The sequence below is a fragment of the Solimonas sp. SE-A11 genome (assembly GCF_030345715.1).
In the GTDB taxonomy this organism is placed as follows: Bacteria; Pseudomonadota; Gammaproteobacteria; order Nevskiales; family Nevskiaceae; genus Solimonas_A.
The window spans coordinates 1-21,593 of sequence record NZ_JAUASX010000021.1 but is presented as its reverse complement, the minus strand read 5'-3'; the positions used below and the strand labels follow the sequence as shown (position 1 = coordinate 21,593).

22 protein-coding genes are annotated in these 21,593 nt (G+C 67.7%); 18 read left to right on the top strand and 4 right to left on the bottom strand.

Annotation, left to right across the window (positions count from 1 at the left end):
- Window positions 1-41: 41 nt before the first annotated feature.
- Together QT386_RS19395 and QT386_RS19390 are read right to left on the bottom strand one after the other, a co-directional pair.
- A complete protein-coding gene (locus QT386_RS19395) occupies window positions 42-2,150 on the bottom strand; it encodes a prolyl oligopeptidase family protein (RefSeq protein ID WP_289275405.1) in 2,109 nt (702 codons plus the stop codon).
- A gap of 63 nt (window positions 2,151-2,213) precedes the next feature.
- Window positions 2,214-2,846: a TetR/AcrR family transcriptional regulator gene (locus QT386_RS19390; protein ID WP_289275404.1), complete on the bottom strand. Its 633-nt coding sequence runs from the start codon at window positions 2,844-2,846 to the stop codon at window positions 2,214-2,216.
- 73 nt (window positions 2,847-2,919) lie between these two features.
- Between QT386_RS19390 and QT386_RS19385 the strand changes: the two genes are divergently transcribed.
- The 12 genes from QT386_RS19385 to QT386_RS19330 all read left to right on the top strand — a co-directional run bounded on the left by QT386_RS19385 (window position 2,920) and on the right by QT386_RS19330 (window position 13,070).
- The gene (locus QT386_RS19385; RefSeq protein WP_289275403.1) at window positions 2,920-3,789 is read left to right on the top strand and encodes an oxygenase MpaB family protein; all 870 of its coding nucleotides are present in this window, start codon (window positions 2,920-2,922) and stop codon (window positions 3,787-3,789) included.
- Complete coding sequence (locus QT386_RS19380) at window positions 3,786-5,813, top strand: hypothetical protein (RefSeq protein WP_289275402.1); 2,028 nt, start codon at window positions 3,786-3,788, stop codon at window positions 5,811-5,813. Before QT386_RS19385 ends, QT386_RS19380 begins: the two co-directional genes overlap by 4 nt.
- A gap of 13 nt (window positions 5,814-5,826) precedes the next feature.
- Window positions 5,827-5,955, top strand: coding sequence for a hypothetical protein (locus tag QT386_RS19375; protein WP_289275401.1), 129 nt, complete (start codon window positions 5,827-5,829; stop codon window positions 5,953-5,955).
- Window positions 5,956-6,137: 182 nt separating this feature from the next.
- Window positions 6,138-6,842 (top strand): NAD(P)H-dependent oxidoreductase, encoded by a 705-nt coding sequence (locus tag QT386_RS19370; protein ID WP_289275400.1) that lies wholly within the window; start codon window positions 6,138-6,140, stop codon window positions 6,840-6,842.
- A gap of 250 nt (window positions 6,843-7,092) precedes the next feature.
- Window positions 7,093-7,587, top strand: a complete 495-nt coding sequence (locus QT386_RS19365; protein ID WP_289275399.1) for a peroxiredoxin — start codon at window positions 7,093-7,095, stop codon at window positions 7,585-7,587.
- Entirely contained in the window at window positions 7,584-7,814 is a 231-nt protein-coding gene (locus QT386_RS19360; RefSeq protein WP_289275398.1) for a DUF4266 domain-containing protein, read from the top strand. The genes QT386_RS19365 and QT386_RS19360 overlap by 4 nt, the downstream gene beginning before the upstream one ends.
- A gap of 132 nt (window positions 7,815-7,946) precedes the next feature.
- A complete protein-coding gene (locus QT386_RS19355; RefSeq protein ID WP_289275397.1) occupies window positions 7,947-9,119 on the top strand; it encodes a DUF3570 domain-containing protein in 1,173 nt (390 codons plus the stop codon).
- Between the two features lie 163 nt (window positions 9,120-9,282).
- Window positions 9,283-9,570 carry a hypothetical protein gene (locus tag QT386_RS19350; protein WP_289275396.1) on the top strand — a complete coding sequence of 96 codons (288 nt, stop codon included), beginning with the start codon at window positions 9,283-9,285 and terminating at the stop codon, window positions 9,568-9,570.
- Between the two features lie 27 nt (window positions 9,571-9,597).
- A complete protein-coding gene (locus tag QT386_RS19345; protein ID WP_289275395.1) occupies window positions 9,598-9,948 on the top strand; it encodes a DUF2200 domain-containing protein in 351 nt (116 codons plus the stop codon).
- Window positions 9,949-9,966: 18 nt separating this feature from the next.
- Window positions 9,967-10,893 (top strand): FAD:protein FMN transferase, encoded by a 927-nt coding sequence (locus tag QT386_RS19340; protein WP_289275394.1) that lies wholly within the window; start codon window positions 9,967-9,969, stop codon window positions 10,891-10,893.
- Window positions 10,890-11,567 (top strand): glutathione S-transferase family protein, encoded by a 678-nt coding sequence (locus QT386_RS19335; RefSeq protein ID WP_289275393.1) that lies wholly within the window; start codon window positions 10,890-10,892, stop codon window positions 11,565-11,567. The genes QT386_RS19340 and QT386_RS19335 overlap by 4 nt, the downstream gene beginning before the upstream one ends.
- A 102-nt stretch (window positions 11,568-11,669) precedes the next feature.
- The gene (locus tag QT386_RS19330) at window positions 11,670-13,070 is read left to right on the top strand and encodes a TAXI family TRAP transporter solute-binding subunit (RefSeq protein ID WP_289275392.1); all 1,401 of its coding nucleotides are present in this window, start codon (window positions 11,670-11,672) and stop codon (window positions 13,068-13,070) included.
- A 153-nt stretch (window positions 13,071-13,223) separates the two neighbouring features.
- On the opposite strand, the gene QT386_RS19325 is transcribed toward QT386_RS19330, so the two are convergent.
- Entirely contained in the window at window positions 13,224-13,625 is a 402-nt protein-coding gene (locus QT386_RS19325) for a MerR family transcriptional regulator (RefSeq protein WP_289275391.1), read from the bottom strand.
- Between the two features lie 91 nt (window positions 13,626-13,716).
- On the opposite strand from QT386_RS19325, the gene QT386_RS19320 reads away from it, so the two are divergent.
- The 4 genes from QT386_RS19320 (at window position 13,717) to QT386_RS19305 (ending at window position 19,333) form a co-directional block, all read left to right on the top strand.
- Complete coding sequence (locus QT386_RS19320; RefSeq protein WP_289275390.1) at window positions 13,717-14,949, top strand: NADH:flavin oxidoreductase/NADH oxidase family protein; 1,233 nt, start codon at window positions 13,717-13,719, stop codon at window positions 14,947-14,949.
- Window positions 14,950-15,068: 119 nt separating this feature from the next.
- Complete coding sequence (locus QT386_RS19315) at window positions 15,069-16,028, top strand: MBL fold metallo-hydrolase (protein WP_289275389.1); 960 nt, start codon at window positions 15,069-15,071, stop codon at window positions 16,026-16,028.
- 528 nt (window positions 16,029-16,556) lie between these two features.
- Window positions 16,557-18,791 carry a molybdopterin-dependent oxidoreductase gene (locus QT386_RS19310; RefSeq protein ID WP_289275388.1) on the top strand — a complete coding sequence of 745 codons (2,235 nt, stop codon included), beginning with the start codon at window positions 16,557-16,559 and terminating at the stop codon, window positions 18,789-18,791.
- Between the two features lie 140 nt (window positions 18,792-18,931).
- Window positions 18,932-19,333 carry a GFA family protein gene (locus QT386_RS19305; RefSeq protein ID WP_289275387.1) on the top strand — a complete coding sequence of 134 codons (402 nt, stop codon included), beginning with the start codon at window positions 18,932-18,934 and terminating at the stop codon, window positions 19,331-19,333.
- A gap of 56 nt (window positions 19,334-19,389) precedes the next feature.
- Here the strand turns inward: QT386_RS19305 and QT386_RS19300 are convergent, their stop codons facing one another.
- On the bottom strand, window positions 19,390-19,629 hold the full coding sequence (locus QT386_RS19300; RefSeq protein WP_289275386.1) for a hypothetical protein: 240 nt from the start codon (window positions 19,627-19,629) through the stop codon (window positions 19,390-19,392).
- Window positions 19,630-19,817: 188 nt separating this feature from the next.
- Between QT386_RS19300 and QT386_RS19295 the strand changes: the two genes are divergently transcribed.
- Complete coding sequence (locus tag QT386_RS19295; protein ID WP_289275385.1) at window positions 19,818-20,156, top strand: hypothetical protein; 339 nt, start codon at window positions 19,818-19,820, stop codon at window positions 20,154-20,156.
- Window positions 20,157-20,211: 55 nt separating this feature from the next.
- Window positions 20,212-21,384 (top strand): glutathione S-transferase family protein, encoded by a 1,173-nt coding sequence (locus QT386_RS19290; RefSeq protein ID WP_289275384.1) that lies wholly within the window; start codon window positions 20,212-20,214, stop codon window positions 21,382-21,384.
- The last annotated feature ends 209 nt before the right edge of the window (window positions 21,385-21,593 follow it).

Below are 21,593 nucleotides of genomic sequence, written 5' to 3'. Positions count from 1 at the left end.
TTCTGCCGCGCCGCCGTGCAAAACCCGTGCAGGGTTCGTGGCTACTTCGCGTCCTTCAGCCGCTGCCGCAGGAAGGTATAGGCCAGCGCCTGCATGGTCGCCAGCTGGTCGTTGTCCGCCGCGCCACCGTGCCCGCCCTCGATGTTCTCGTAGTACAGCGCCGCGTGGCCCTGCTCGAGCATGCGCGCCATCATCTTGCGAGCGTGGCCGGGGTGCACGCGGTCGTCGCGGGTGGAGGTCATGAACAGCACCGGCGGGTAGTCCGCGTCCTTGAGCAGGTTCTGGTAGGGCGAGAAAGTCTTGATGTAGTCCCACTGCGCGGGGTCGTCAGGGTCGCCGTACTCGGCCATCCAGGACGCGCCGGCCAGCAGCTTGTGGTAGCGCTGCATGTCCAGCAGCGGCACCTGGCAGACCACCGCGCCGAGCAGCTGCGGGTACTGCGTCAGCATGTTGCCCACCAGCAGTCCGCCGTTGCTGCCGCCCTGGATGCCCAGGTGCTTGGGCGTGGTGATCTTGCGCGCGATCAGGTCCTGCGCCACCGCGGCAAAGTCCTCGAAGGCGCGCAGGCGGTTCTGCTTGAGCGCCGCCTGGTGCCAGCGCGGGCCGTACTCGCCGCCGCCGCGGATGTTGGCCACCGCGTACACGCCGCCCTGCGTCAGCCAGCCGCGGCCCACGCCGGGGCTGTAGCCCGGCGTCAGCGAAATCTCGAAGCCGCCGTAGCCGTAGAGCAGCGTCGGGTTGCGGCCGTCCAGCTCCAGCTTCTTCTTCGACACCAGGAAGTACGGCACCTTGGTGCCATCGCGGCTGACGGCGAAGTACTGCTTCACCTCCAGGCCCTTGGCGTCGAAGAAGGCCGGCGCGGACTTCAGCGCCTTGGGCTTTTCGCCGACGCGGCCGTGGAACAGGGTGCTGGGTGTGAGATAACCGGTCACCAGCATGAAGTAGTCGTCGGACTCGTCGGCATCCACGCCACCCACGCTGACGGAGCCGATGCTCGGCGCGCCCGGCAGCGGCGCGCGCTTCCAGCCCTTGTCCTGCGGCGTGAGCATGAAGAGGCGGCTCTTCACGTCCTGCAGCACGTTGATCAGCAGATGGTTGCGCGTCCAGCTCACGCCCTGCAGCGAGCTGCGTGCGTCCGGCTTGAACAGCAGCGTGAAGCCGCGCTGCCCTGCCATGAAGTCCTTGAAGCGGATCGCCAGCAACGAGCCGGCGGCGTATTCCTGGCCGCCCGCGTTCCAGGCCTCGCGCAGCTGTACCAGCAGCCACTCGCGCTCCACGCTCTTGTCGGCCGAATTCGGCAGGTCCAGCTTGGTCAGCGCGCCGTCGGCGCCGCGCAGGTACAGCTCCTCGTTGTAGAAGGCCAGCGATCGGATCACGAAGTCGCGTTCGTAGCCCGGCGTGTCGTCATGGCGGGCGGCGATGTAGAGATCGTCCTTCTGCCCCTGGTAGACCGTGTGCGCCTCGGCCAGCGGCGTGCCGCGCCGCCATTCCTTGACCACGCGCGGGTAGCCAGACTCGGTCAGCGAGCCTTCGCCGAAATCGCTGTAGACGTAGACGCGGTCCTGGCTGATCCAGCTCAGTGCGCCCTTGGCCTCGGGGCGGAAGAAGCCGTCCTTCACGAAAGCCTTGCTGCCCAGGTCGAACTCGCGGGTCACGTCGGCGTCGCTGCCGCCGCGCGACAGCGCCACCAGGCAGCGCGTCCAGGGCTGGCCGGCGGCGGGGCGCAGGCACTCCGCGCCATGCCAGACCCAGTTCTCGTTCTCCGCCTGGTTCAGCGCGTCCAGGTCCAGCAGCACCTCCCAGGTGGGCTGCGCCTTGCGGTACTCGTCCGGCGTGGTGCGGCGCCAGACGCCGCGCGGATGAGCGGCGTCCTTCCAGAAGTTGTACCAGTGGCCGCCCATCTGGTGGACGTCGGGAATCTTGTCCTCGGAATCAAGGATTGCCTTGATGTCACGGCGCAGCGGCTCGTAGCCGGGGTCGGCCTGCAGCTGCTTCAGCGTCGCCGCGTTCTGCGTGCGCACCCAGTCCAGCGCCTTGTCGCCGCCGACATCCTCCAGCCAGAGATACGGGTCGGCACTCACGGGCGGCTCCGCTGCAACAGCCTGCAGGGCGAGACCGGCGAGCAGGCCGGCGGCAAGGGTTCGGCGCATGGGAATCCTGGGATCGGGCACATCGGCCGATGATCCTTGGATTGGGGCGGCGCCCGCAAGGCGCTAGCGGCTCGTCCCTTCGCCGGCAGGCCGGCCCACGCGCTGCTCGCCCACCAGCTGCGCCGACATCGCGGCAAAGGTCTCGATCACCTGCTCGCGCGAGACATGCGGCGCCGGGTCACTGATGTAGCGCACGGTGGTGAACAGCACGCTGTTGATCAGCACGTAGATCTTGGCCTGCAGGTCCTGGATCGGCTGCGTCGGCGGGTTCTGCATCAGGTACACCGCCAGCGCCGTGTGCATCTGCGCCTCCAGCTCGTTCATCACCGTAGCGCTGTCGAGCTGCGCCCAGTAGCGCGAGATGTGCATGTAGCGCCCGTCATGGGCTTCCAGCAGCGTCCAGACGTCGTGCAGCAGGTCGCTGACGAAGTCGTGGATACCCTTGGGCGACAGGCTGCCGAGCTGCCGGCCCACCACCGCCTTCAGCTCGCCGGCGATCTGCGCCAGCACGGCGGCGTAGAGGTCCTCCTTGCGCTCGAAGTACTGGTACAGCGAGCCCACGCTGACGCCCGCGCGCGCGGCGATGCGCGCCGCCGTCGCGGCCTCCAGGCCTTCCTCGGCGATGGTGATGGCCGCCGCCTCCACCAGGTCCTGGACCATGGCGCGGGAGCGGTGCTGGCGGGGTGTCTTGCGCATGCCCTGAAATGCGAATTGAATGCGACTAAATAGTCGCATTAAGGTGGGCCCCATTACAAGAGGAGAAGACGCCATGGCCGCCAAGTGGACCTGGGCGCGGGACGAGATCGCAGCATTGGACGTCGAGCGGGACTACCACCGCATCGCGCAACTGTCGTTCGTGGTGCGTTATGGCATGCCGATGTTCCTGCACGGCCTGTTCTCGGTGGCCTTCGTCTACAACGTCGGCATGCCCGCCATGGCGCGCATCCTCCACCGCGGCGGCCGCGGGCCGATCCTGCGCGACACGCGCAAGCGCAACTTCGACTCGCTGACCTTCTTCGGCGAGCTCTACCGTCATGGCGAAGGCGAGCCCACGCGCCGCATCGTGGATCGCCTGCTGCGCATCCACGCCAACTTCCCCATCGAGAACGAAATGTCGCTGTACACCCTGGCGACGCTGTCCTGCCTGCCGGAGCGAATCTCACAGCGCTACATGGGCAGCGGCGGCCTGGGCGAAAAGGAGTGCGAGGCGCAGTACCGCTTCTGGCGTGCCATTGGTGAACTCATGCAGATCCGCGATATCCCCCCGTCGCGCGCGGAGTTCCTGGCGTGGATGCGGGACTTCGAGCGACGCCGCTTCGAGCCCACGACGGAGTGCAGCGACATCACTGCGGCCCTGGCGCGGGAGTGGGCGGACTACTGGTTCCCCGCTCCCCTGCACGGCTTCGGCACCGGCGTGTTCCACGCCATGATCGACCCCGAGCTGCGCCGCGCCCTGCGCCTGCCCGAGCCCAGCGCCTTCCAGAACGCCATGGCCACGCAGGGCGTGCGCGCGCTGTTCCTGGCCAAGCGCCTATTGCCGGATCCGGGTGAGCGCCACATCACGGATTTCTTCGGCCGCGAATACGGCCGCGGCGCCCCGCAGATCGACAAGGTCGGCTACCAGGGAGACGGCACATGAATTCCTCCACCGCGACCAACGCCCATGGCTTCCGCACGCAGGGCAACCCGGTTCCCCTGATCCCGGCGGGCAAGGGCCTGGCCGGCCCGGTGACCAGCGCGCGCTGGCGCCGCACGGCCCTGGTCTATCTCGCCCTGGTCGCGCTGGGCACCGCGCTGGCCTGGGGCAGCGATCCGCAGTGGGCGTCCTTTGGCCTCGGCCTGGTCGTGCCTGGCGGTGGCTTCCTGTTCCATGCCGGCGGTGCCGGCGCCGCGCTGCTGCACGTCGGCCTGGTCGCCGGCACCCTGTTCCTGTTCCTGCTCGCGCTGTTCCTGTGGGTGGCCACCGGCAACCTGCTGGCGCCGGTCATCGTATGGCTCGGCAGCGCCGTGGCCGCCGCGGCCATGGACCACTGGTCCGGAGCGGCCGGCATCGTCTCCATGATGGCCATGTGCCGCAGTGGCGCACTGTCCACCGCCGCCTTCTGGGCGGACGCCCGCGCCTGGCTGCCCGCCGGCAGCCTCGCCGCCCTGGGCCTGGTCGTGGTGATGATGCGCCGCCGCCTGCCCTGGCTGCGCGCCGAGCGCGAGCGCATCAACGGCTACCTCGCCGGCAAGCGCACCACCGTTACCACCGTGCTGGACGCCAGCAGCGGCCTGCCCAAGGTAGAGCCGCTGAAGGAGCAGGACTTGCCGCTATGGCGTTTCCTGCTGGACCGCTCGCTGCAGCCGGTGGCGGATTTCGGCGGCTTCGACATCATCGACGAGTTCCGCGAGGCGGCGAAGCGCTACCAAGTGTGCAACCTGTCCTACATGCTGGGCATGCACACCTACACGCGCACGCCGGCCTTTCGCGGCTACATGGACCAGGGCCAGCAGAACCTCGCGCGCAAGATGATGGACCATCGCGCCTGGAGCTACTGGCGCCTGGAAAACATGTGGGGCAACCTGCGCAGCAACCCGGACCCCTTCGCCCGCGACAACATCATGTACTACGGCTGGTACGGCGGCATGCTGGGTATCGACCTCTGCAACACCGGCAATGAGCGCTTCAGCCGCCCCGGTTCCATCCGCCTCGAGCACCCCTCGGGCCAGGTCTACGAGTCCAGTTTCACCGACATCTGCCAGATCATCCGCCGCAACATGGCGGCCTCCGATTTCTGCCTGTTCCCCTGCGAGCCGCGCTGGATCTACCCCATCTGCAACAACTTTGGCGCGCTGTCGCTCAAGTGCCATGACCGCCACTTCGGCACCACTTGGTGGGAAGAAGTGCGCGAGCGCTACCAGGCCAGCCTGGAGAACGAGTTCGTCACGCAGAACGGCCGCATCACCGCCATCCGCGACTACTACACCGGCATGACCGTGCCGGCGCTCACCGCGACCATGGCCGACGCCGTCACCGCCCTGTTCATCCACCCCGTGCTGCCGGAACTCGCGCGCCGCAGCTGGGAGATCGTGCGCCATGACCTGATCCGCCTGGAGCGCGGCCAGGTGCAGCTCAAGGTCAACGGCTGGGACAAGATCGACTTCGGCAACTACCGCCGCAGCCTGCTCACCACCTACGCCCTGGTTGCCGCCTCCGCCCGCGAGATGGGCGACGACGAAGTGGCCGACGGCCTGCTCGCGCGCGTCGATGCCGAGTTCGAGAGCGAAGTCATCGGCGGCGTGCGCCACTACAAGGGCGGCTCGGTGAGCGCCCACGCCGTGATCCACGCTGCGCGCGTGCTGCGCGGCAACGGCTTCCATGACCTGGTCTCGGTCGGCATGCCCGAGCCCTGGCGCCGCGGTCCGCTGCTGCAGGACGCCAGCTATCCGCAGGTGCTGGTGGCCGGCGCCGTGTCGGATGGCCAGGCCCTGTTCCTGCGCCTGGCCCCTGGTGCCGGCGGCGGGCGCTTCCCGCTGGGCCTGTCGCAGCTGCGGCCCGGCGCGGAATACCGCGTGATCGGCGGCACCGAGACCAGCCTGCGCGCCGACGAACAGGGCCGTGCCGCCCTGCACGTGGACCTCGACCGCATGCAGGACCTGCGCGTCGTGCCGATCCACTAGGGCCGCAGCCGCCATGGCCTGCTGCATCGTCGGCTCGCTGCTCATGCTCGGCATCGCCGGAGCCGCGCGCTGGCTGCGCCGGCACCTGCTGCGCCGGCCGGACGCGGCCCCGGAGGCCTGGCGGCTGAACGTAAACGGCTAGGCCCTCTCAACTGTCATAACGGCGAAAGCCATATCCAGTCCTGCGAGTGCGATCCATGCCAGACATGCCGGGACTGGTTGCCGGCTTTCGCCGGCATGACGATGCGAGCTGTCCCCCGAATCAGTTCCCGAGCGGGACTCATCCGCTAAGCTGTCGTCCTCCCAAGAATCACAAGATCCCCCATGAACGTCCTGATCGTCCACGCCCATCCCGAGCCCCAGTCCTTCTGCGCCTCCATGTGCAGCACCGCAGCCGACGTGCTGCGCGAGCAGGGCCACAGCGTGGTCGTGTCGGACCTCTACCAGCAGGGCTTCAATCCCGTGGCCAGCGCCGCCGACTTCGGCACGCGCAAGAACCCGGACTACCTGACCTACGCACTGGAACAGCGCAGCGCCTTCGAGGCCGGCAGCATCGATCCGCAGATCCGCGACGAGATCGAGAAAGTGAAGGCCTGCGACCTGCTGATCCTCAACTTCCCGCTGTTCTGGTTCTCCGTGCCCGCGATCATGAAAGGCTGGATCGATCGCGTCTTCATCTCCGGCGTGTTCTACGGCGGCAAGCGCATCTACGCCCAGGGCGGCATGCGCGGCAAGAAGGCCATGGTCGCGCTGACACTCGGCGGCCGCGAGGACATGCTCAGCGAGGGCGGCGTGCACGGCGAGCTGTCCGCCATGCTCAAGCCCATCACCCAGGGCACACTCGGCTACGTCGGCATGGACGTGCTGCCCACCTTCGCCGCCTGGCACGTGCCTTACCTGAAGCCCGAGGCCCGCGCCGCGCTGATGGACCAGTGGCGCGCGCGCCTGGCGCCCGGTTTCGAAGGCGCTGAGCCGCTGAAGCTGCCCGACCTCACGCTCTACGACGACGCCTTCCGCCGCAAGGCCTGAGCGCGCCATTGACCCCGCAGCCTGGTTTCGCGCAGCGAAGCCGGGCGCTCCCCACTGCCGCCCGGCAGCCCGTGGCCCCAAATGAAAAGCCCCCGCATTCCGACGGGGCCATCCCGGGCCGGCTGTCCTGAATTATCAATCGCCTGACCGCTAGGAATATCGCCCCGTCGCCCCGGCCCGGGGAGGATGCGATGATGCCGTGGACCAGCCCCGCAGAGGGAAGGCGGCCGTGCCGTTGGAGGAGAGCAGGATGCGAATCGCCCTGGGCCTGGCCCTGGCCCTGATGCTGGCATCACCCGTCAGCCATGCCGTGAAGGCGGGCGAGGCCGCGCCGCCGCTGTCCGCGCCGAACGCCGCGCAGCAGACCGTGAATCTCAAGGACTACCGCGGCAAGGTGGTCTACGTGGACTTCTGGGCCTCTTGGTGCGCGCCCTGCCGCCAGGCCATGCCGCAATACGAACGCCTCTACCAGCAGTGGGCCAAGCGTGGCCTCGTGGTTCTGGGCGTCAACGTGGACGCCGACCGCGCCGAGGCCGACCGCGCACTCAAGCGCCGCCCGGTGAGCTTCCCGGTGGTCTACGACCCGGCCGGCACCTGGCCCGAGCGCTTCGACCTGCCGACCATGCCCTCTGGCTACCTGATCGGCCGGGACGGTATCGTGCGTTACGTGCACGAAGGATTCAGGACTTCGGATATGCCGGCGCTTGAAGCGCTGATAGACAAAACCCTGGGGGAGAAACCATGAGGCTGAACCTGTTCTGCGGCGCATTGCTCGCCGTCTCGCTGCTGTCCGGCTGCGCCACCACCGCCAGGCAGGACGTGCAGCCCTGGCAGCGCGGCACGCTCGCCAAGTCCGAGATGGCCTTCGAGCCGGATCCGCTGATGTCCGAGTACCGCCGCCAGGTGCAGTTCAGCAAGGAAGCCGCCAGCGGTGGCGCCACGATCGGTGGTGGTGGTTGCGGTTGCAATTAAAGCGTATCGCCGCGTGGAGGGCCCACGGCGCTGGGGCGCCGGGGATCCTAGCGTAGCGATACGCGCGAAGGCGTTGACCGCACCCGCCAGACCCAAACCGTCAGCAGATAAGAAAGAAACAAGGGGGAACCCATGACCACCAAGACCAAGACATCCAAGGCCCTTGCCGCGCTCACGCAAGCCGCGCTGGCCCTGCCCGGCGCCGCCATGGCCGCCGAGATCCAGTCCGACTATCTCTTCAGCTACTACAAGGAAGGTGACATCTCCGGTAGCAACAAGAGCAGCGGCGCCTCGGACCGCTACGAGATCTACTCGCACATGTTCCGCGTCGTCGCGCCGCAGGAAGGCGACCGCGCCATCGGCGTGAATCTCACCTACGAGACCATGAGCGGCGCCTCGCCCTGGTACATCACGCCCGACGCCAACGGCAAGCCGGTGGTCGCCATGAGCGGCGCCAGCATCCGCGAAGAGCGTATCGACGTGCAGGGCACCTACTCCCTGCCCATCGCCCCTTTCCAGACCGCCTTCAGCCTGGGCTACTCCACCGAGGACGACTACGAGGCCATCAATGCCGGCGTCGAGCTGGAGCTGGAAGACGAGCGCACCGGCATCACCTGGACCGGCGGCGTCGGCTACTCCGACGACACGCTGAAGCCCACCCAGGGCGCCACGCCGGTCAGCACCACCAAGGACGACAAGCGCAGCATCACCGTGTTCGGCGGCGCCGCCATGGTGCTCAACGCCAACACCGTGGTGCAGGGCAGCCTCAGCTACCAGAACCACGACGGCTTCCTTAGCGACCCCTATAAGCTCGCCTCTGTCGGCGGCACGCTGGTGGCCGACAGCCGTCCCGACACGCGCCAGTCCTTCGCCCTCAGCGGCAAGCTGCGCCACTACCTGCAGCAGTACAACGGTGCCCTGCACCTGGACTACCGCTACTTCCATGACGACTGGGAGATCGACGCCCATACCGTGGAAGTCGCCTTCGCCAAGGTGCTGCCCGACAACATCCGCCTCACGCCTTCGCTGCGCTGGTACTCCCAGAGCCAGGCCGACTTCTACGCGCCCTACTACGCGGGTGCGCGCAGCGACGGCTACGCCTCCAGCGACTACCGCCTCTCGCCCTACGGCGCACTCTCCGCTCGCGTGGACCTGAGCAAGGCCGTGGGCCCCTGGGCCATCGGCGGCGGCGCCGAGTACTACAAGGCCAGCAAGGACTTCGCCCTCAAGAAGGTGGACGTGGAGAACCCGGCGCTGATCGACTACTGGAGCATCCAGTTCCGGCTGACGTACCGCTTCGAGTAGCACTCCGCGTTACTTCGGTCCCTGAAGGCCCTCATTCGCAAGAATGAGGGCCTTTTGCTTTCTCCAATCAGCGGGGCTTCGGGCTTGCTCCCTTGTTGTCCAAGTTCGAAGGCGCGATAGTAGACCGCATCGCCCCACGCCCATCCGCGCCTCAGCCGATCCCATGACATTCAACAGGAACATCGTCGTCGTGCTTCTTGCGGCAGTCGTGTGCGCAGCGGGCTGCTCGCACGATCCGCCGCGCGATAGCGAGATGGAGCGCTGGTTCGGCCGCCCGGCCTCCGAACTGGTCAAGGTCTGGGGCCCGCCGAAGAGCATCGTGAAGCAGGACCAGAATCGGCTGGAGTACCGCTATCCGCGCCCGGATGTCAGCGAGTCCTGCGTGCACTTCTGGCTGATGAACCGCCAGGGCTACGTCATCGCCCACCGCGTTGAGGGGCGCTGCGGCTAGGCGCACGGGCCCGACCGGGGAAAAGCCATGTCCGGACACCGCATCTTCACCACCAAATTCTCCAGCGTGTATCCGCTGTATGTGCAGAAGGCCGAGCGCAAGGGCCGCAGCCGCGAAGAGGTGGACCGCATCATCTGCTGGCTGACCGGCTACGAGCCGGCGGCGCTGCAACAGCAGATCGAGCAGGGCAAGGACTTCCAGTCCTTCTTCGCCCAGGCCCCCGCCATGCATCCCAACACCGCGCTGATCAAGGGCGTGGTCTGCGGCGTGCGGGTGGAGGAAGTGGAAGACCCGCTGATGCGGAACATCCGCTACCTGGACAAGCTCATCGACGAGCTCGCCAAGGGCAAGGCGATGGACAAGATACTCCGCCAGTAGGCAGGGTAAGCTTTCCCCATGCGCTTCCAGCACTTCAGCTTCCTCGCCATGGGTGGGCCCTGCTCGCTGCAGCTGTTCGCGCCCGACGACCACTCGTTGCGCCGCGCCGCCGCCGCCGCACAGGCCGAGGTGCAGCGTATCGAGGCCAAGTACTCGCGCTACCGCGACGACAGCGTCGTCTCCCGCATCAACGCCAGCGCCGGCAACGCCCAGGGCATCGAGGTGGATCCCGAGACCGCCGCCTTGTTGGACTACGCCGCCGCGGCCCACGAGCAGAGTGATGGCCTGTTCGACGCCACCTCCGGCGTGCTGCGCCGCGCCTGGGACTTCAAGGCGCGCAAGCTGCCGCAACAGTCGCAGCTCGACGCGCTGTTGCCGCTGGTGGGCTGGGACAAGCTGCAATGGCAGCGGCCGCGTCTGGTGCTGCCGCTCAAGGGCATGGAGCTGGACTTCGGCGGCTTCGGCAAGGAATACGCCGCCGACCGCGCCGCCGCCGCGCTCATCGCCAGCGGCGTGAGCGACGCCCTGGTGGAGCTGGGCGGCGACATCCGTGTGCTCGGCCCGCAGCCGGACGGCAAGCCCTGGCGCGTGGGCATCCGCCACCCGCGCGCGCCGGATCTGCCGGTGGCCGGCGTAGAGTTGCGCGGCGGCGCCATCGCCAGCAGCGGCGACTACGAGCGCTACTTCGAGCTCGGCGGCCGTCGCTACAGCCACATCCTCGATCCGCGCAGCGGCTGGCCCATCGAGGGCCTCGCCAGCGTCAGCGTGCTGGCCGAGCAATGCCTGGTCGCCGGCACCGCCACCACCATCGCCATGCTCAAGGGCGCACAGGGCCGGCAGTGGCTGGAAGAACTGGGCTTGCCCTGGATGACCGTGGACGCGGGCGGCCAAGTAGAGGGCAGCATCGCCACCGCCGCGCCGGAACCACACGAGCTTTCGTCATGACCGACCTGATCCTGCACCTGCACCCGTTGTCGTCCTACTGCCACAAGGTGCTGATCGGCCTCTACGAGAAGGGCATACCCTTCGAGCCGAGCGTAGTGAACCTGGGTGATCCGCAGGCGCGCCAGTCCTACGCGGAGCTGTGGCCCACCGCCAAGATCCCGCTGCTGGAAGACCGCGCCGCGGGCCGCGTGGTGCCGGAGACCAGCATCATGCTGGAGTACCTGGACCGCCTGCATCCAGGTGCGCCCGCGCTCTTCCCGGCCGACCCGGAGCTGCAATTGCAGGCGCGGCTGTGGGACCGCCTGTTCGACCAGTACGTGATGACGCCGATGCAGCGCATCGTCGCCGACCGCCTGCGCCCCGAGGGCCAGCGTGACGAGACCAGCGTGCGGGAAGCGCGCCAGCTGCTGGACATGGCCTACGGCATGGCGGAGCGGCAGCTCGCGGCGCAGCCCTGGGCCGCCGGCCCGGCCTTCACCGTGGCGGACTGCGCCGCGGCGCCGTCATTGTTCTACGCCCACATCCTCCAACCCTTCGGGCCGCAGCATGCCGCGCTGGCCGCCTACTTCGAGCGCCTGCTGCAACGCGCCTCGGTGCAGCGCGTGCTGCAGGAGGCCAAGCCGTGGCTGCAGTATTTCCCCTATGCCGACCAGGTTCCCGCGCGCTTCCTGTAGGCCCGAGGTACACCAGCCCAGGGCCGTGCATTAAGCCTGTCGCGCTTGGCGCGGCTGCGCGTTCTGGTGCAGGCTTCGTCTCCAACGCACAAGGACGCTGCCATGGCCGAGAAAGAAGCCACCCGCGAGAAGAAGATCGAGACCGCCCGCCGCCGCCTGCTGGGCCTGAGGCCCGTGTCTGTGGTGTCCTGGCGCGATGCCGTGGCCACCATCGGCCCCATCGTGCTGCTCACGGCGCTGGCGGTCGGCGCCGCGCTGTACTTCGTGCGGCCCGCGCCGCCCAGCTCGCTCACCATCGCCGGCGGGCCGGAGGGCAGCAACTTCCGCAACATCGCCGAGCAGTACCAGAAGATCCTGGCGCGCAACGACGTGGAGCTGAAAATCCTGCCCTCGCTGGGCTCGGCCGACAGCCTGGACAAGCTGGTGGACGGCGAGGTGGACCTCGCCTTCGTGCAGTCCGGCGTCACGCGCGAGACCGGCACCGACGAGCTGGTCTCGCTCGGCACCATGTTCCGCCAGCCGGTGTCGATCTTCTACCGATCCGACAAGGCCTTCGAGCGCCTGTCGCAGATGGACGGCATGCGCATCGCCATCGGCCGGCAGGGCAGCGGCACGCGCTTCCTCGCGCTGGCCCTGCTCAAGGGCAACGGCCTGGAGCCGGGCGTGGGCAAGACCCAATTCCTGGACCTGGAAGGCGAGGCCGCGCGTGAAGCGCTGCGCGCCGGGCAGGTGGACGCCATCTTTCTCTCCGGCGACTCCGCCGCCATCAAGACCGTGCGCAGCTTGCTGCGCGAGCCGGGCGTCCGCCTGTTCGACTTCAGCGCCCAGGGCGAGGCCTACGAGCGCCGCTTCCGCTATCTCAACCGCCTGGAGCTGCCGCCCGGCGCCTTCGACCTCGGAACCAACCTGCCGGATCACCGCATCACCATGATGGCGCCCACCGTGGAGCTGCTGGCGAACCGCGACCTGCACCCGGCGCTGTCGGACCTGCTGGTGGAAGCCGCGCAGGAGATCCACAGCCGCTCCTCGCTGATGCAGAACCCGCGAGAGTTCCCGCATCCCATCGAGCACGACTACCCGATGAGCGACGATGCCGCGCGCTACTACAAGTCCGGCAAGAGCTACGCCTATCGCTTCCTGCCGTTCTGGCTGGCCAGCCTGGTCAACCGCGCGCTGGTCATCATCTTCCCGCTGCTGGTGATCCTGATCCCCGGCATGCGCTTCGCCCCCGCCATCTACGCCTGGCGCGTCAACCGCCGCCTGTACAAGCGCTACGGCGAGATGATGGCCCTGGAGCGCGCCGCGCAGGAGCCGCTGACACCGGAACAGCGCGCCGCGCTGGTGCAGCGCCTGGACGAGATCGAGAAGTCGGTGATCAACGTGAAGATGCCCGGCGCCTTCGCCGACCAGAGCTACATCATGCGCCGCCACATCAAGTTCGTGCGCGACAGCCTGGCCGGCGGCACGCCGCGCAAGGACGACGACGTGGAGCTGCTGCGGTAAAGGGAGGATGGAGTGCCGTTCGCCCTGAGCCTGTCGAAGGGTGGGCGGCACCGGGTAACCAGAGCGGTCTGAATCCGTTCGTGCTTCGACAGGCTCAGCATGAACGGAGGACTCGCATCGGATGCCGGCGTCCGCCGGCATGACGGCCAGGCCTCAGCGGATCTTCGCCAGCACCCGCTGCACGTTGTCCGTGCAACTGATATCCTGCGGCTTGTTCTCGATGCTGGCGATCACGCCCATCAGCCGGCGGCGGTTGTGGGCCAGCCGCTTCTGCATCTGCTCGATCTCGGCCAGCTTGCGGCGCAGGCTTTCCAGCAACTCCTGCTGTTGCCAGGTCTCGCCCTGCGGCACCGGCAGTAGCGGGCGGATCTCGTCCAGCGTGAAGCCGCAGGTCTGCGCACTGGTGATGATCTCCAGGATGCCCAGTGCCTCCGCCCCGTAGCGCCGGTAGCCGTTGGCGCCGCGCTCCACCGCGTTGAGCAGGCCGGCCGACTCATAGAAGCGGATGCGCGATGCTGCCAGCCCGCTGCGCTCCGCCAGTTCGCCGATCTTCATCCCGCCCGCCCCCGCCAGTTGACATTAAACCTAACTTTAACCTTAGGCTTTGCGGTATACCACCCCCTAGAGCCTTCCCGGACACCTCTACATGACCGCCTTCACCTCCCTGGTCCTGCCCAACGGCGCCACGCTGCCCAACCGCATCGCCAAGGCCGCCATGGAAGAAAACATGGCCGACGCCGACCATGCCCCCTCCGCCCAGCACCTGCAGCTCTACCGCGCCTGGGCCGAGGGCGGTGCCGGCCTGCTGATCAGCGGCAACGTCATGGTGGACCGCCGCGCCCTCACCGGCCCCGGCGGCGTCGTGCTGGAAAGCCCGCAGCACCTGGACCGCTTCCGCGCCTGGGCCCAGGCCGGCCGCAGCGGCGGCGCGCAGTTCTGGCTGCAGCTCAACCACCCCGGCCGGCAGGCGCTGGCCAGCATGGGGCAGGAGACCGTGGCGCCCTCCGCCATCGCGCTGGACCTGGGCGCGCTGTCGCGCATGTTCCCCATGCCGCGCGCCATGACGGAGCCCGAGATCGCCGACGTCATCGCCCGCTTCGCCAACGCCGCGCGCCTGGCCGAGCAGGCCGGCTTCAGCGGCGTGCAGGTCCATGCCGCGCACGGCTACCTGCTGAGCCAGTTCCTCTCGCCGCTGACCAACCGCCGCGAGGACCGCTGGGGCGGCAGCCTGGAAAACCGCGCGCGCCTGCTGCTGGAGGTGGTCAAGGCCGTGCGCGCCGCCGTGAGCCCCGGCTTCTGCGTCGCCGTGAAACTCAATTCCGCCGACTTCCAGCGCGGCGGTTTCGACACCGAGGACGCGCGCCGCGTGCTGGAGTGGCTCAACGAACTGCCGGTGGATCTGGTCGAGCTCTCCGGCGGCAGCTACGAGGCCCCCGCCATGCAGGGCGACGCACGCGACGGCCGCACGCTGGCGCGCGAGGCCTACTTCCTGGAATTCGCGCAGCAGATGCTGGGCACCGCGCGCATGCCGCTGATGGTCACCGGCGGCGTGCGCCGCCTGGCCGTGGCGGAGCAGGTGCTGCAAGCCGGCCTCGGCGCCGTGGGCATCGGCACCGCCCTGGCGCTGGACCCGCAGTTGCCGCGTCGCTGGCAGGCCGGCGAGAGAGATGCCAGCGCCGCCGTGCCGCCGATCCGCTGGAAGCACAAGCTGCTCGCCGCGCGCGCCTACATGGCCAGCGTGAAGTACCAGATGCGTGAACTGAGCCACGGCCGCCGCCCGCGCCCTGGCGTCTCGCCACTCAAGGCCCTGCTGATCGAGCGCTTCGACGTGGCGCGCCGCACGCGCCAGTATCGGCACTGGATGGCGGGCAAGACCTGATATGCCGATCCTTGAAAGTCCACTCGAGCTGAGCCAGTCGAAGGACGGGTGGGCTCTTCCGCTGCAACCCGATTTCCGCGCTGCTGCCTAGACACAACAACAAAACCCAAGGAGAACCCATGGCCCGCAAACTCGCCGCCCTCTCGCTGACCGCCCTGCTCGTTGGCGCCGCCGCCTTCGCCTGGACCTTCACCCCCGCCCCGCTGCCGGTGCCGCAAGAACCTGGCCCCGTGCTGCCGCCCGCGCCGGCGCAGCGCGTGCAGCTCGCCGTGGCGGAAACCGGTTCCATGGAATCCAACGCGCTGTTCGCCTACCGCGGCGGCAGTTTCGAGAAGCGCCTGTTCGGCATGGATGTCTTCGTCATCCGCCACCCACAGGGCACCATCCTGTTCGAGGCCGGCTTCGGCAGTCACTTGAGCGAGCACTTCAAGACCGTGCCGCGGCTGATGCGCAGCGTCTCCAAGGTTCACCCCGCGCAACGGCTCACCGAGCAGCTCGCCGCCGCTCACATCGCCCCCGCCAGCCTCAAGGGCATCTTCCTCACGCACTCGCACTGGGACCACGTCGGCGCGCTGCCGGACCTGCCGGGTGTACCGGTCTACGTGAACCAGGCCGAGCGTGATTTCATCGAGCACGGCGGCGAGGCCACTACGCTGGCGCGCAGCTTCGGTGTCGACAAGTTCCAGACCTACGCCTTCGAAGGCCCGGCCTACGCCGGCTTCCCCGCCAGCCATGACGTCTTCGGCGACGGCAGCGTCGTACTGGTGCCGGCCGGCGGCCACACGCCTGGCGCCGTGATCGCCTTCCTGCGCGGCGCCGAGCGCGACTATGCCCTGATCGGCGATCTCGCCTGGCAGAAGGAGGGCGTGGACATCCCCGCCGAAAAGCCCTGGATGTCGCGCAACATGGTGGACCACGACCCCGCCACCCTGCGCGGCGTGCTGGTGCAACTCCACCAGCTGCAGGCCGCCAACCCCAAGCTGCTCATCGTGCCCTCCCACGACCGCCGCGTGACCTCGCAGCTGCCGCGCCTCGCCGCGCTGGCCGGCGCCGAGCCCGCCGCCCCATCCGCGCCCTGAGAAACAGTCCGTTTGTCTCCCAGCCCGCCAGGAATCCTGGCGGGCTTTTTTCATGGATATCCGCGTCACCGCATTTCTGGCGCCTGATCTGAGTGCCACCTCGTAGCCCGGTTTGCCACAGGCAAGCCGGGGCCGCACCCGCAAGCCACGCCCCCCTTCGCTACGCGAAACCAGGCTACAAGCGCTGCCGTCATACCGGCGAAAGCCGGTATCCAGTCCCGGCACCGCCAGCACCGCGCCGGCCCACCCGGAGCTTTTTCTTGTTTCCCTCTCCCCGCGCGCGGGGAGAGGGAAACAAGGGCATGGATGCCCGAGGTGGGGCAACGCATGGAGCAGTTGCCGAGGGTGAGGGGGCGCGCCCCTGGCAAAGCTCCCCCGAAATTGCCGTTCGCCCTGAGCCTGTCGAAGGGTGAACAGCTGCCGTCCTGGCGAGCCCCCATTCACTCAGCCCCATCTACTCCCCCCGGATGAGTCCCCGACCCTCGCAGGCGCGTAGGGTGGCCCCAGGAGAATGGGGAGACTGCAGCCATGAGCGAGACGAAACACACGTTTTGCCGGATTTGTGAAGCATCCTGCGGCCTGGTGGCCGAGGTGGAGGGCGGCAAGATCGTCGATCTGAGCCCCAACAAGGGCCACATCGGCACCGACGGGTTCGCCTGCATGAAGGGCCTGAACCAGCACAAGATGTACGACTCCCCGGACCGCCTGCAGTATCCGCTCAAGCGCGTGGGTGACCGCTACGAGCGCATCAGCTGGGAGCAGGCCCTCTCCGAGATCGGCGCCAAGGTCAAAGGCCTGCGCGCCGTCAGCCCGCACGCCATCTCCATGTATGTCGGCACCGCCGCCGGCTTCAGCCTGCTGCACCCCGTGTTCGCGGAAGGCTTCATGAAAGGCGTGGGCTCGCGCAGCATGTTCTCGTCCTCCACGCAGGACTGCGCCAACCGCTTCGCCTCCGCCACCGAGATGTACGGCTTCCCCTTCACGCAGCCGGTGGTGGACCTGGACCACGTGAAGTACATGCTGATCGTGGGCACCAACCCCATCGTCTCCAAGTGGACCTTCCTGCAGGTGGCCCACCCCGGCAAGCGTCTCAAGGAAGTGCGCAAGCGCGGCGGCCGCATCGTGGTGGTGGACCCGCGCGAGACCGAAACCGCCAAGGTGGCCGACGCCCACCAGTTCATCCGCCCGAATACCGACGTCTTCTTCTTCCTCTCCTTCCTGCACGAGCTCTTCCTGCAGGGTGGCGTGGACCGCGAGCGCGCCCAGCGCTACATGACCGGGCTGGATGACGTGGAGCGCCTGGCCCAGGCCTGGCCGGCGGAGAAGACCGCCACCCTCACCGGCATCGAGCCCGCCGCGCTCAAAGCCATCGTCGCGGACTACATCGGCGCCGGTGCCTCCGCCATCGTCACCGGCACCGGCCTGGGCATGGGCAAGCACGGCACGCTCGCGCAGTGGATCGCCGACGTCATCAACGCCATCAGCGGCAACCTGGATCGCCGCGGCGGCGTGCTGCTGGGCGAGGGCATGTTCGACTTCGCCGCCTACGCCAAGAAGGAGAAGCTGTTTGATCGCGTGCAGCGCTCGCGCGTCGGCGAGTTCCGCGCGCTCAACGGCGGCTTTCCCGGCGGCATCCTCGCCGACGAGATCCTCAAGCCCGGCACCGAGCAGATCAAGGCCCTGTTCGTCACCGGCGGCAACCCGCTGATGACCATGCCCAACGCCGCGCGCCTGCGCAAAGCCCTGGGCGAGCTGGAACTGCTGGTGGTGACCGACATCTACCTCAACGAGACCGCCAGCCTCGCGCACTACGTGCTGCCCGCCACCTCGCCGCTGGAGCGCGCGGACCTGCCCTTCGTCTTCCCACTGTTCCTGGGCATGCAGTCGCGCCCCTACATCGCCGCGACCGACGCCGTGGTCGAGCCCACCGGCGAGCAGCGCGACGAGGCTACCCTCTACACCCAGCTCGCGCGGGCCTGCGGTGTCAGCCTGTTCGGTGCCAAGCCGCTGCAGTGGATCATGCAACTCATGATCTGGGGCAACGCCCCCTGGCGCCGCGGCAAGCAGCCCTCGCTGCCCATCCGCCTGATCCTGGACCTGATCCTGCGCTCCGCCAAGCTCGGCAAGTTCAAGGACATCATCCAGCAGCCCCAGGGCCTGCCCTGGCGCGGCGGCCCCAAGCCGGAGAGCTACCTCGGCAAGCGCTGCGTGACCGACGACGGCAAGGTCCACCTCGCCCCCGAGATGCTCATGCAGCAGACCGCGCGGCTGGAGACCATCTTCGCCGACGAGAGCGCCAGCTACGCTCGCGGCGAACTGCGCCTGATCTCCAAGCGCATGCACAGCACCCACAATTCCTGGACGCAGAACATCGCCGAGCTCACCAACGGCGAGATGGGCCAGACCAACTACCTCTACATGCACCCCGAAGACGCACAGGCCAAGGGCCTGGGCGAAAAGTCCGTGGCCGACATCCACTCCCGCACCAACACCATCCGTCTGCCGGTGAAGCTGCTGGAAACCCTCATGCCCGGGACCGTCGCCATCCCCCACGGCTGGGGCCACCAGAACGCCAAGGGCATGCGCATCGCCAGCAGCCTGGGCGGCGCCAACGTGAACCTGCTGGCAGCGGACGGGCCTGACGCGGTGGAGTCCGTCTCCGGCATGGCGCACCTCACCGGCATCCCGGTGCGTATCGAGCCGGCCAGCGGGCCGATCGATGTGGGGAGCTGGACCGGGATCAAGGAAGAGCGCGCGGCGTAGTCGTTTCCTCAAATCCGTTCGTACTGAGCCTGTCGAAGTACGGGCGGATTTGTTCTTGCTGCTCGGCCAAAAATCTACGCATGCAGGCTCATGCAAAAAACCGCCGCCATTCCAATAACAACATCCAGGAAGGAAGACCCATGGCACTCACCGGCGGCTGCTTCTGCGGCCAGATTCGTTACCAGATCGATCAACCCCTAGGCCCCGGCCGCAGTTGCCATTGCTCGCGTTGCCGCAAGGTCTTCAGCGGCACCGGCTCCGCCTACGCGGAGGTAGTGCCCGGCTCCTTCACCTGGCTCTCGGGCCAGGACAGCCTCACGCAATACGAGACCACGCCCGGCTGGGGTATGGGCTTCTGCAAGAGCTGCGGGTCCACGCTCTGTGGCCTGCATGAGGGCAAGGTCCACGGCGTCACCCTAGGCAGCGTGGACGGCGACCCTGGAGTGCAGATCGAGATGCACATCTTCGTCGGTTCCAAGGCGAGCTGGGACCACATCGGCGGCAGCGCACCGCAGTACGCGGAGTTTCCTCCGCAGGCTTGAGAACCCTAAGGCCGTTCATGCTGAGCTTGTCGAAGCATGAACGGCCTTTGCCAGGCCTACAGCTCCCCGCACAGCCCCCGCAGCAACACATCACCGACAGCGGAATCCGAGACCAGCGTCAGCTCAGGTCCCTCCAGCACACGCAGCCGGATTGCTCCCCAGACCAGCAGGCGGCTCTCATCGCCCACCGCCGGTTGAAAGCCATAGCGCAGCCGCAGCAGCACCCAGGCCTTGAGCTTGCGCCGCCGTGAAGGCCCGCAGTGCAGGCTCAGATGCCCATCCGCAGCGCGGCCCAATCGTGGTGCCGGCCGCTGTGAACAGGAAAGTCGTGAGATAGGCAGAGAGTGCATGCCTCCCAGCATCGCCACTCCCCGTGCCGCTGCCGCGCAGCCGTCGTGCAAATCCCGTGGAGCTTCGTGCAGGAATTGTGAAAGCGCTCTCCAGCGTCTGGCCAGCCATGGCCGGATGAAGGAGCATGTCCGCTATGGAACACATCACCTTTCAATCCACGAAGCTCGTCATCATGTCCGCCACCGGGCTGGATCGTGACGCGCTGCATGTCTACGCCGGACTCGCCACGCTCTTCATCTCTGCGCTGATCTTCCGCAAGCCCCTACGCTCGTGGCTGCCCTGGCTCCTTGTCCTGGCAGTGGCCATCATCGTGGAGCTGGTGGACCTGCGAAATGATTGGGTCACCCGCCACCGCCTGCAATGGGGTGCCAGCCTGCATGACATCTGGAACACCTTGTTCTGGCCCAGCGTCATCCTGCTGCTGGCGCGGCGCACCCGGCTCTTCGGCGCAAGGACGGGAGCAGAGAAGTGACCCATAACCTCCCCGGTCATTGCCCGCCCCGGGCCTTTGCCCAATAGTCTGCCCCATGAACAAGAATTGGACGGTTTACGGGTCGGAGCTGTCGCCCTTCACGCTCAAGCTGCTGGCCATGGCCCGCTACAAGGGCCTGCCGTATCGCTTCCTGCCGGAAGAGGGCGGCTGGCTGGACAACATGCGCATCACTCTCCGCAAGGAGCGGCTGGTGCGCGGACTGCTGCCGCTTACCTGGCCGCAGATGACGGAGGATGACGAGTTCCCCCTGGTCCCCTTCCTGTTCGGGCCAAACGGCGAGAATCTTTACGACTCCTCCGCCATCGGCGAATGGCTGGACCAGCGCGGCACCGCCCCCACGCCCCTGATCCCGGCCGACCCCGCGCTGCGTTTCGTCGTGAAGCTGCTGGACGAGTTCGCGGACGAGTGGATGCTGTACCTGGTCCACCACTTCCGCTGGAAGGTCTCCGCCATCGACAACAACGCCGGCCAGCGCCTGGGCCACGAACTGCGCTGGACCCTGCTGGGCCGCGACGCCCCGGTCGCGGACTTCTTCAGCGCCCGCCAGGTGCGCCGCCTGCCCTACCTCTTCAGCGTCGCGCCACAGGGTTTCCACATCCCCGGCCTGCCCCCGGAGCGCCAGCCGCCCTCGCGCGAGGGCTTCCCGCCCACGCATGCCCTGCTGGAAGAAAGCTACCGCCGCATCCTGCTCGCGCTGGAGCCCATCTTCAGCCGGCGCCCCTACCTGTTCGGCAACGTCCCCACGCTGGCGGACTTCTCCCTTTACGGCCAGATCGGCATGAACCTGCCCGATCCTTCGGCCAACCGCTTCATCGCCGCCACGGCGCCAAGCACGCATGAGTGGGTGCAGCGGCTGCACCGCCATGAATTCGGCAGCACCCCAAAGCCAGAACTGGCCCTGCATGACGATCTCGCCCCGCTGCTGGCGGAGGTGAGCCGCGTTTACGTGCCGCTGATGCAGCAGAACGCGGCGGCGGTTGCGCGCTACAAGCAGGCTGGCCAGAAGCGCTTCAACGAGCGTGCCTTCAATCGTAGGCTTTGCCTGTATGAGGGCAAGCTGGACGGGGTGCCATTCCGCTCCGTCGCCAAGAGCTTCCAAGCTAAGACTTGGCGCGAAATCTATAAATCATGGGTAAGACTATCTGTGAGGCAGAGGAAGCGATTGGAAGATATCGGCGTTGAGTCCGAGCAGATTCGGAGCCACTAAATTCAGCCCCTAGGAGGGCTCGCCATTTTGCAGTGGGGGCTGTTTGACGATACTGAGGACGAATCATCCTCGAACAGCGGCGTTACCCTGCGACGTTACCCCAAAATTGAGTAGCACCGTGGTTTAGAGTCCGACCCAAGACCCCAGGAGGTCGGACGTGAAGAAGCGGTATTCGGAAGAGCAGATCATCGGATTTCTGAAGGAAGCGG

Coding starts and splice junctions, on each gene's coding strand:
- QT386_RS19395 (WP_289275405.1), bottom strand. CDS start 2,150: ATGCGCCGAACCCTTGCCGCCGGCCTGCTCGCCGGTCTCGCCCTGCAG.
- QT386_RS19390 (WP_289275404.1), bottom strand. CDS start 2,846: ATGCGCAAGACACCCCGCCAGCACCGCTCCCGCGCCATGGTCCAGGAC.
- QT386_RS19385 (WP_289275403.1), top strand. CDS start 2,920: ATGGCCGCCAAGTGGACCTGGGCGCGGGACGAGATCGCAGCATTGGAC.
- QT386_RS19380 (WP_289275402.1), top strand. CDS start 3,786: ATGAATTCCTCCACCGCGACCAACGCCCATGGCTTCCGCACGCAGGGC.
- QT386_RS19375 (WP_289275401.1), top strand. CDS start 5,827: ATGGCCTGCTGCATCGTCGGCTCGCTGCTCATGCTCGGCATCGCCGGA.
- QT386_RS19370 (WP_289275400.1), top strand. CDS start 6,138: ATGAACGTCCTGATCGTCCACGCCCATCCCGAGCCCCAGTCCTTCTGC.
- QT386_RS19365 (WP_289275399.1), top strand. CDS start 7,093: ATGCGAATCGCCCTGGGCCTGGCCCTGGCCCTGATGCTGGCATCACCC.
- QT386_RS19360 (WP_289275398.1), top strand. CDS start 7,584: ATGAGGCTGAACCTGTTCTGCGGCGCATTGCTCGCCGTCTCGCTGCTG.
- QT386_RS19355 (WP_289275397.1), top strand. CDS start 7,947: ATGACCACCAAGACCAAGACATCCAAGGCCCTTGCCGCGCTCACGCAA.
- QT386_RS19350 (WP_289275396.1), top strand. CDS start 9,283: ATGACATTCAACAGGAACATCGTCGTCGTGCTTCTTGCGGCAGTCGTG.
- QT386_RS19345 (WP_289275395.1), top strand. CDS start 9,598: ATGTCCGGACACCGCATCTTCACCACCAAATTCTCCAGCGTGTATCCG.
- QT386_RS19340 (WP_289275394.1), top strand. CDS start 9,967: ATGCGCTTCCAGCACTTCAGCTTCCTCGCCATGGGTGGGCCCTGCTCG.
- QT386_RS19335 (WP_289275393.1), top strand. CDS start 10,890: ATGACCGACCTGATCCTGCACCTGCACCCGTTGTCGTCCTACTGCCAC.
- QT386_RS19330 (WP_289275392.1), top strand. CDS start 11,670: ATGGCCGAGAAAGAAGCCACCCGCGAGAAGAAGATCGAGACCGCCCGC.
- QT386_RS19325 (WP_289275391.1), bottom strand. CDS start 13,625: ATGAAGATCGGCGAACTGGCGGAGCGCAGCGGGCTGGCAGCATCGCGC.
- QT386_RS19320 (WP_289275390.1), top strand. CDS start 13,717: ATGACCGCCTTCACCTCCCTGGTCCTGCCCAACGGCGCCACGCTGCCC.
- QT386_RS19315 (WP_289275389.1), top strand. CDS start 15,069: ATGGCCCGCAAACTCGCCGCCCTCTCGCTGACCGCCCTGCTCGTTGGC.
- QT386_RS19310 (WP_289275388.1), top strand. CDS start 16,557: ATGAGCGAGACGAAACACACGTTTTGCCGGATTTGTGAAGCATCCTGC.
- QT386_RS19305 (WP_289275387.1), top strand. CDS start 18,932: ATGGCACTCACCGGCGGCTGCTTCTGCGGCCAGATTCGTTACCAGATC.
- QT386_RS19295 (WP_289275385.1), top strand. CDS start 19,818: ATGGAACACATCACCTTTCAATCCACGAAGCTCGTCATCATGTCCGCC.
- QT386_RS19290 (WP_289275384.1), top strand. CDS start 20,212: ATGAACAAGAATTGGACGGTTTACGGGTCGGAGCTGTCGCCCTTCACG.